This is a genomic window from Mitsuaria sp. TWR114 (genome assembly GCF_007997345.1).
In genome coordinates, this window is the sequence record NZ_VOSR01000373.1 from 1 (window position 1) to 8,896 (window position 8,896).

Sequence of the window (8,896 nt, forward strand, 5' to 3'; positions counted from 1 at the left end):
CTGGGCGTCGGCGTGGCGCGATAGAGTCGGCCGCTCAGGGCAGGTCACGGACTCACGGAACAGTGAGGCGGACGAGGTACGAGATGACGGCTGACAAGCCAGGAAACGACGGACAGGACCGAGAGGACGACGACGTCGCACGCCTGCACCAGGCGGGCGACGAGGCCTATCGGCGCCTGGTGGAGGGCGTGCTGGACTACGCGATCTTCCTGCTCACGCCGTCCGGCCGGATCGCGACCTGGAACGCGGGCGCGCGGCGCATCAAGGGGTATGAGGCGGACGAGATCATCGGCCGGCATTTCTCGGTCTTCTACACCCAGCCGGACATCGACGCGGCCTGGCCCGACGAGGAGCTCAAGCTCGCGCGCGAGCACGGCCGCTTCGAGGACGAGGGCTGGCGCGTGCGGCGCGACGGATCGACCTTCTGGGCCAATGTCGTGATCACCGCGATCAAGCATGCGGACGGCGACCTGCTCGGTTACGCCAAGGTCACCCGCGACCTCACCGCGCGCATGGAGCAGGAGCGCGAGCGCCGCCGCATGGCGGAGCTGGTCGAGGAGAGCCGCCGCATGACCGAATTCATCGCGGTGCTGTCGCACGAGATCCGCAATCCGCTGGCGCCGCTGACCAACGTGCTGTCCCTGCTGGACCGCGAGACGCTGAGCCCCCGCGCCACCTGGTGCGTCGAGGTGGCGAGCAAGCAGGTGCGGCAGATCAACCGGCTGGTCGAGGACCTGCTGGACGTCAGCCGCGTCACCACCGGGAAGGTGCGGCTGACCATGACACCGCTGGAGCTGGGCGAGGTGGTGCGGGAGGCCGTCGAGGGCATGCGTCCGGCGGCCGAGGCCCGCGAGCATCGCCTGCAGGCCACCTGGCCGACGCAGCCGCTGGCGGTCACGGGCGACCGCACGCGCTTGATCCAGCTGGTGAGCAACCTGCTCAGCAACGCGATCAAGTTCACGCCGCCGGGCGGCACGATCGCGCTGACGCTGCGGCGCGACGACGATGCGGCGGTGATCACCGTCGTCGACAACGGCATCGGCATGACCGCGCAGACGCTGGCCCATGCGTTCGAGCCCTTCTCGCAGGGCGAGGAGCATGCGCGCGGTCACGGCGCGCATGGGGCGCACGGCGGCCTGGGCCTGGGGCTCGCGCTGGTGCGCAGCATCGCGGAACTGCATGGGGGCGGCGCGGCCGCCCACAGCGCGGGCAGCGGGCAGGGCGCGTCGGTGTCGGTCCGGTTGCCGCTGAGCGCCGACCCGCTGGCGGACGAGCCGGCGCACGCGATGAAATGACAAGGGCCGCGGCATCGCGCCGCGGCCCTGGGTCGCGCCCGGCGCCCGAGGCGCCGAACCGATCGCGGCGACTCAGCGCGCCGCGTCGATGCTGGCCGACGTGAACGCCGGATAACCGGCCGGGCGGCCGTTGTTGAGGTTGGTCAGGAAGTTGCTGTCCTTGACCGGCACGTTGGCCGAGCCGTAGTCGAAGCCGTTGAGCAGGCCGCGCATCGTCGCGTTGCTCACGCCGTCGCCGGTCATCGCGGTCCAGCTGACGATCGCCGGCGTGAGCCACTGGCCATACGGGTTCTCGGCGGCGATCTCGTCGGTGCCGGCGAAGCGCATCGCATGCGTCAGCGCGCCGTCCTTGTGATAGACGAAGCGCACGTGCCCGTTCTGCACGGCCAGCGTGCCGACCGCCGCGTTGGTCAGGTCGCCATGCGCGCTGTAGCCGGCATGGGTGACCACGCCATTCGTGGTCCAGATCGCCGCGTGCTCCCAGTCGTGGCGATGGCCGCCGCCAAGCGCCGTCACCTGGTCCTTCAGGAAATACAGCGCGTAGAAATGGCCGCAATAGACGTTGCCGCCGCTGGTGACGCAGGCGTGGCGATGCAGCGTGTTCGCGTAGTCCAGGAAGTCCGCGCGGCGGCAGCCGGCGGTGATGCCGCCCGAGGTCTTCAGTCCGCCGTTCTGCTGCCCGCTGCGGCTGACGCCGGCGCTGGGCAGGCAGCCGTCGGTGTCGAAGTCGAACAGCGGATAGGTCGCTGCGATCGACACGTTCGCCGGCCAGGCCGCCGAGAGGGCGGGGAAGTCGTCGGCCCATGCCGACGGGGCGGCGACGACCGTCGACAGGACCAGCGCGGCGGCGGCGCTCAAGCGGCTCATGCGATTCATGCGCTTCGTGTGGTTCATGCGGTTCATGCGATGTCCCCTCGTGCTCAGTTGATGCGGATCTGCAGGCCGGTGGCCGTGTAGGTCGGCGTCGCGGTGAAGCCCTCGACCACCACCTTGTCGAACTTGCCCTTCAGCGTCGCCGCCTGGATCGCCACCACGGTGTCGCCACTGCGCGGCACCGTGCCGGCCTGGAACTTCACCGTCAGCGTGCCGCCGGCGATCACCACGTTGCCCGCCGCGGCCAGGCTGCCGGCGTTGGCGGCGCCCAGGTGCAGCTCCAGCGCGCCGGTCGCGAGCTGGGTGTAGTTCACCACCGCCACCGGCGTGGCCGCCTGCGTCATCAGCGTGCCGGTGTCGACGTAGACATCGCCGGTGCCCAGCGCCTTGGCGCTGTCGGCGCGCAGCACGCCGCCCGAGACCTGCGTGCCGCCGGTGAATGCATTCGCGCCGGCCAGGGCCAGCGTGCCGCTGCCCAGCTTGGTCAGCTTGCCGGCGCCGCGGATGTCGTTGCGCCACACATCCAGCGCCTGGAAGCCGCCTCGGGCCGCGTCCATCGTGACGCTGACGTCGCCATCGAAGGCGCCGTAGCCATCGGCCGCGGCGAACAGATTCAGTCGGCCCCAGCCCTCGGCATCGTCCATGACCGGCGTGCCGGAGGCCAGCGCGGTCGTCTTCAGCACCACGCGGCGCTGGTCGGCGCTGAGGTAGGGCAGGCGGGTCTCCAGCAGCACCTCCGCGCCCTTGGGCACGACCGCCGCCTTGGTGGTGGCGGCGATCGGCGCCAGGCCGAAGGTCATCAGGCGCAACACCGTCGCCTTGTTGGTGGCGTAGTCGGCGTAGGGGTCCTGCGCCAGCGGCAGCGAATGCGCATAGGCCTGCAGCGCCGCGGCGTCCTTCGCGCCGACGGCGGCCATCAAGGCCGTGCGCGCCTGGTCGTAGGCGGCCTGACGGCCGGATTTGTTGGGATCGGTCGCCAGGTTGGCCGCCGCGGCCGCCACGCCCTGGATGCGACCGCCGATCACGTCCAGCGGCGAATGCATGCCCGCGTAGATGCGGTTCTCGCCCAGCACCAGGGCACGGGTGACCATCTCCTGGTAGCGCTCGGGCACGAGGTAGGCCATCGCCAGCGCCTTGCGCACGGCTTCCGCGCTGTGGCCGCTGACGAAGCCGCCGTCGGTCGTCGGCGTGCCGCTCTTGGCCGGCTCCAGCGCCGGCACCACCTTGACGCTGGCGCTCCAGCGCCAGGGGCGGGCGTACTTGTAGAAGCGCTTGGCCGCTCCGTCGACGCGTTGTTGCCGATGTTGGCCACCAGGTCGATCGCGGCGCCGAAGCCGTGGCTGTTGGCGCTGCCCGCGTTGCCGATGTCGTTGCCCTTGTCGTTGTAGAGCACCGTGGTCGCGTCGGCCGCGATGTCCGTGATGGTGGTGCTCTGCTCGCTGAGGGTGCGCCAGGCCGTCGTCAACGGGCCCATGCCGTCGCTGATGCTGTAGCCCTTGCCGCGGCGATCGTCGAGGTAGGCGGCCAGCTCCTGCGCCGGCGTGCGGCGCGCGGTGGCATCGACGACGTACTGCACGTTGGCGGCATGGACCGCCGCGTTGAGCACCTTGCCGTCGGTCGCGTCGCCGGGCAGGCCGCTCCAGCTCGATGCGGCCACGGCCGCGAAGCCGTCGCGCGCCGGGGCGCTCGCGCCCGCGTCTACGAGCAGCGTGCTCGGCTGCCAGATGTCCAGGAAGCCCGACACCACGCGCACGCCGGCATTGGTCTGCAAGGTGGCGTAGCGCGCGTCGCCGCGCTGGTTGCTCGCGATGTTGTCGATGAAGGGCGGGACCTGCGTCTCGTCCTGCACCGCGGCGCTGTCGGTCGTGCCCAGGCCCTTGGGCGCGGCGGGGATGACCAGCGGCTGGCCCTGGCTGTCGTCGTCGTCGGAGGAGCAGGCGCCGAGCAGCAGCGCGGGCACGAACACGGGGAGCAGGGCGAGCAGCAGCGGGCGGCGCTTGGCCGGGAAGGCGGAGAGAGACATCGGTGGTGAGACAAGCGGGTGGGAACGGCGGCGGACTCTAGGGGGCCTCGATGTCGTGCCGATGACAACGCAGTCATATGGCGTTACCCATTCTCACCAGGGCTTGCGGACGAAGCCGGGACACTGCGTCGGTCCAGTGGGGCAGACCACGGATTCACCAGTGTTCATCGAGGTCAAACGGGGGAATCGTCATGACATCACGGCTTGCGGCGCAGCGCCGCGCGTTCCTGTCGCTGCTGGTTGGCGGCTTGCTGGCGGGCTTGCAGCTCACCGCCGCGGCGCAGGGCAACTACCAGCAGACCCATACCGGGCAGGGCACCTTCTACGGCTACGGCGGAGGCGGCAACTGCTCCTTGCCCAAGCCCACCGACATCCTGACCGCGGCGATGAACACCGCCGACTACAACACCGCGCAGGCCTGCGGCGCCTGCATCGAGGTGACCAACCTCAACACGCAGCAGAAGGTGGTGGCACGCGTCGACGACCGCTGCCCCGAGTGCGCGCCCGGTGACGTGGACCTGTCGCAGGAGGCCTTCGCGAAGATCTCGCCGATCGAGGCCGGACGCATCCCCATCAGCTGGCGCTACGTGTCGTGCAACGCGCGCTCGGCCAAGCTGTTCTTCAAGGAGGGATCGAGCCAGTGGTGGGCGGGGGTGCAGGTCCGCGATCACGCCGGCCCGGTGGCCTCGCTCGAATACCGGCCCAGCAGCGGCGGCGCGTTCACGACGCTCGGCCGCGAGATGTACAACTACTTCATCGCCCCGAGCGGCATGGGTCCCGGCCCCTACGACATCCGGATCACCGAGTCTTCGGCCAGCAGATGCTGGCCCCGAACGTGACGCTGGCGGTGACGACGGAGATCGACCTCGGCCAGCAGTTCCCGCTGGTCCTGCCGGCGGCGGGCTCGGGCGGATCGTCGGGCGGCGGCGGCACGCCGACGACCCCGACGACGCCCGCGCAGCCGGCCACGGTCAGCATCAGCGTGGCCAACGACTGGGGCCAGGGCTACTGCAACAACGTCACCGTGGGCAATCCCAACGCGACGCCGCTGAACTGGACGGTGTCCTTCCCGGTCGTCGGCGCGGTCTACACCGCCTGGAACGCGACGGTGTCGCAGAGCGGCACCAGCGCGAGCGCGGTGGGCGTCAGCTGGAACCAGACGCTGCAGGCCGGCGCGACCACCTCCTTCGGCTTCTGCGCCAATCGCTGAGCGGGACGGGCACGGCGGCCGGACCGGCGCGACGACCCTGACCGGTCAGAACGCCCAGCCGGCCTGGACCCAGACGCGCACGGCGCGGTCCGGCTCCGACTGCGCCCGCTCCGCGCCGTGTCCGGCGATCGAGAGCGTCCAGTCCATCGTCCGCCAGGTGCCGCGCAGGGCGGCGCCGTAGCTGTGCAGCGTGCGGCGGTTGTCCGTCGGGAGGAAGGGCGTCTCGTTGAGCCGCACGCCGCCGGCGCCCAGGAACACGCTGGGAATGAAGGCCGGGTTCGCCGCGTAGTAGAACTCGCCGGACGCGAGCCAGCCCTCGTCGCCGACGGCCTCGCCCGAGGGATAGCCGCGCAGGCCCTGCACGCCGCCGAGGACGAACTTCTGGTACGAGTCCAGGTTGCGCGAGGCGAGCTGCCCGCTGGCCGCCATCAGCACGCCCCAGCCGCCGCCGAGTCGCTGGTTGCGCTGCAGGTCGAGGTTGAACGTGCCGTAACGCCCCGCGGTGCGCGCGCTCAGGCTGTCGATGAGCGCCGCGTCCGGTGAGGTGAAGCCCAGGTGCCCGCGGCCGACGCGCAGCGCGATCCGTGTATCCGCGCCGGCGCCGACATCGTCCCGCAGGCCGAGCATCAGCTGCAGCGTGCCATGCGTCGCACGCTTGCCGGTGGCGGTCCCGGTGGCGCGGATCTCGTCGTTCAGGCGACGGCGCTCGAGGCTGGCCTGCGCGGTGAGGTTGAGGGCGGTGCCGCGGATCAGCGGATAGCTGAGCTGCCATTCCGCCACGTTGGCTTGGCCGCGCGCGTCGAGCTCGGCGAAGGACGAGCCCAGCGCGTACTGGGTGCGCGTCACGCTCAGCCCCGTGCTCCATCCGCCGTTGCCGAGGGGGAGCTGCGCCGCCAGGCGGCCGTAGTAGAGGTCGCCCTCGCTCGCGAGCAGGCGGGCGCTGATCGATTCGCCGTGCCCGGTCGGGCTGTCCAGCACGATGGACCCACCGGCGCGGCGCTGGCCGGTGTAGCGCGAGCCGTGGTTGTCCGCCTCGATCCGGCCGCTGACCAGAGGGGCGGGTTCGGACTCGATCGAGATCGTCGTGTCCCCGGGCTGCGCGCCGGCCTGCAGCCGCGCCTTCAACCGGGCGCCGGGCAGGTCGGACAGCAGCAGCAGCGTGCGGTCCACCTGCGCCTGGTTCAGCGGCTCGCCGAGCGGGATCGCGGCCATGCGGGCCTCGAGGACCGAGGCGTCGATGCGGCTGCCGGGGGCCACCTGGACACGCACCTCGGCCAAGCGGCCTTCGATCACGCGGATCTCGACCTCGCCATCGCGGATCGTCTGCGGCGGCAGGACCGCGCGTGCCAGGAACCAGCCGTGATCGCGGTAGTGCTCGGTGATGCGGGCCGCGCCGCGTGCGAGCTCGTCCAGCGTCCGCGTGCCGTCGTTCAGGTCGGCGACCAGGGCCTCCAGGGCCTCGGCCGGGAACAGCCGCGCGCCGGTGACGCGGACGCGGCGCACGGGAATGGGGGTCGCGTCTCCGGACGCCGAAGCCTGGGCAGGATCGTCCGGGCGACGGGGCAAGGCGATGTCGCGCGAGGGGGCGGTGAGCTGGCTGGGCGGCGCGCTGGCGCGATGGGCGGTGTCCGCCATGGGCAGGACGTCCGCCTGGGCCTGCTGTGCCATCAGGAGCAGCAGCGAGGCCTGGACGAGGGTTCGATGAGCTGGGGGTGTGTCGCGCGGGCGGCGGATCATGAGGGGATCGTCGTGGGACCCGGCGACTCTATCGCACCGACTCCGGCGGCGGATCGCGGGTCTCGACCGAGAGCGTCCCGGTCCACCAGCGGCCGATGCCCACCGTCGCCGGTTCCAGGTGGTCCAGCGGTGCGGAGGTCATGGTCCGGGCCTTCCAGAACAGGTCGGCGAGCGCCGAGAGGTAACGCGACGCGGCCTGCTCCGAGCCGGTCGCGATCAGGCCGGCGCTGGCCGGGAAGACGGTCAGGACGCCCGGCGCATAGCGGATGTCGTAGTTGCGGCTGGACAGGCCCGTGGCCGACACCTCGTAGCGTCCGGGCGGGGACGATGCCGTCGCGCCGGTGAGGTAGCGCAGCGTGCCGGACAGGTCGCTGGTCGCGGCCGTCTGGCCCGCGACCAGGCCGGCATAGGTCACCGAGAACGCCGGGTCGGGCCGGCCGATGAGCCGACTGGCGTCCGTGACCGAGACGAGCAGCGGTGCGGGCGTGATCTCGTAGCTGTGCCCGGGCGTCACGGTGACGAGGTAGCCGAGGCGGTCGGCCAGCGTGCCCGGCTGGACCGCGTAGCGGCCGCGGTCCTGGCCGGGCGCGCGGTCCAGGCTGCCGGTGAGGATCATCGCGGCGCTGTCGCCGTGCCGCTGGCCCGCCACCGTGTAGGCGATGCCGGGATCGCTCAGGCCGCCGTCGTAGACCTTGGTGTTGGCGCCGTCGGTGGGCGTGACCGTCAGCGCGGGGCGCTCGCGGTACAGGACGTAGGTGCTGCCGTCGCCGACGCCGATCGCGCCCGGCGCGTCGCCGGCCTGTCGTCCATAGCGGAAATTGCCGCTGCCGTCGGGCGCGCGCTCGGCGAGCGTGCCCGCCAGCCCGGTCCCGTCGAGGCTGCCGGTGTAGACGGAGAGCAGGCGGCCGGGGTCCAGGCTCAGCGTGGCCGTGCTGATCACGTCGCCACCGGCCGCATCACCGCGCGCGCGAGTGGCGCCGGCCGACAGGAGGAGGTCGCCACCGGTGACGCGCCAGGTCCCGGAGGCGGTCAGGTCGCCGGCGGTCGTCGTCAACGAGACATTCCCCGTGGCACCGACGCCATCGACGGTCATCGCCTGGCCGTTCACGACGGCGAGGTTGCCGGCGTCGACGACGCGCAGCGTATGTAGGGCATTGAGCGGGTCCTGCAGCGTGACGGCCCCGCCGCCGGCATTCAGCGTCGTGGTGCCGCCCACCGCCAGCGCGCCCAGCTGCGAGACACCGGACGCGGTCAGGTCCAGGTTGCCGCTCACGGCCGAAGCGCCGAGGACCAGGGGTCCGGCGGCGGCAACGCTGGCGTCGGCGGCGGTCAGGCTCAGCGCGCCGCCGAAGTGGTTGTCCGGGCGGGGCAGGGCGATGTCGGCGCCACCGGCGTCCAGCGTGGCGGGACCGGTCACCGAGACGGCGCCGACCTGCTGGATGCCAGGGGCGCTCACGCGCAGCGCGCCGCCTGCGGACGAGGGCGCGAAGACCAGCGGGACGCTGGTGTTGAGCAGCACGTCGCCGCTGGTGAGGCTCACGGCGCCGGTGAACGCGTTGCCGGCGTCGGCCAGCGTGATCGCCGAGGTGCCGCTGCTCAGCGTCGAAGTCCCGGCGACCGACAGCGCTCCGGTCTGCTGCAGCCCGGGCGCGCTGGCCGTCAGCGAGCCGCTGAGCGTCGATGCGGCGAAGGTCAGCGGCGTGTGGGCCCGATCGTCGCGTCGCCGCCGGTGAGGCTCAGCGCGCCGCCGAAGTGGTG

At 72.0% G+C, this 8,896-nt stretch carries 6 protein-coding genes and 1 pseudogene; 3 read left to right on the forward strand and 4 right to left on the reverse strand.

From position 1 onward, the window contains the following. Positions 1-83: 83 nt before the first annotated feature. Positions 84-1,295, forward strand: coding sequence for a PAS domain-containing sensor histidine kinase (locus tag FUT87_RS14245; RefSeq protein ID WP_147241434.1), 1,212 nt, complete (start codon positions 84-86; stop codon positions 1,293-1,295). Between the two features lie 72 nt (positions 1,296-1,367). Here FUT87_RS14245 and FUT87_RS14250 read toward each other — a convergent pair whose 3' ends face one another. Further along, positions 1,368-2,198 (reverse strand): NPP1 family protein, encoded by an 831-nt coding sequence (locus FUT87_RS14250; RefSeq protein WP_222617153.1) that lies wholly within the window; start codon positions 2,196-2,198, stop codon positions 1,368-1,370. 17 nt (positions 2,199-2,215) lie between these two features. Then, a pseudogene (locus FUT87_RS14255) lies at positions 2,216-4,191 on the reverse strand (phosphatase PAP2 family protein). 191 nt (positions 4,192-4,382) lie between these two features. On the opposite strand from FUT87_RS14255, the gene FUT87_RS14260 reads away from it, so the two are divergent. Both FUT87_RS14260 and FUT87_RS14265 read left to right on the forward strand, forming a co-directional pair. Next, on the forward strand, positions 4,383-5,030 hold the full coding sequence (locus FUT87_RS14260; protein WP_186830536.1) for an expansin EXLX1 family cellulose-binding protein: 648 nt from the start codon (positions 4,383-4,385) through the stop codon (positions 5,028-5,030). Then, positions 5,012-5,401, forward strand: coding sequence for a cellulose binding domain-containing protein (locus FUT87_RS14265; protein WP_147241436.1), 390 nt, complete (start codon positions 5,012-5,014; stop codon positions 5,399-5,401). Before FUT87_RS14260 ends, FUT87_RS14265 begins: the two co-directional genes overlap by 19 nt. A 45-nt stretch (positions 5,402-5,446) precedes the next feature. Here the strand turns inward: FUT87_RS14265 and FUT87_RS14270 are convergent, their stop codons facing one another. Both FUT87_RS14270 and FUT87_RS28830 read right to left on the reverse strand, forming a co-directional pair. Then, positions 5,447-7,069, reverse strand: coding sequence for a ShlB/FhaC/HecB family hemolysin secretion/activation protein (locus FUT87_RS14270; protein ID WP_147241437.1), 1,623 nt, complete (start codon positions 7,067-7,069; stop codon positions 5,447-5,449). Positions 7,070-7,166: 97 nt separating this feature from the next. Beyond that, positions 7,167-8,896: MBG-2 domain-containing protein (locus FUT87_RS28830; RefSeq protein ID WP_186830537.1), on the reverse strand; the 1,730-nt coding region annotated here is incomplete at its 5' end.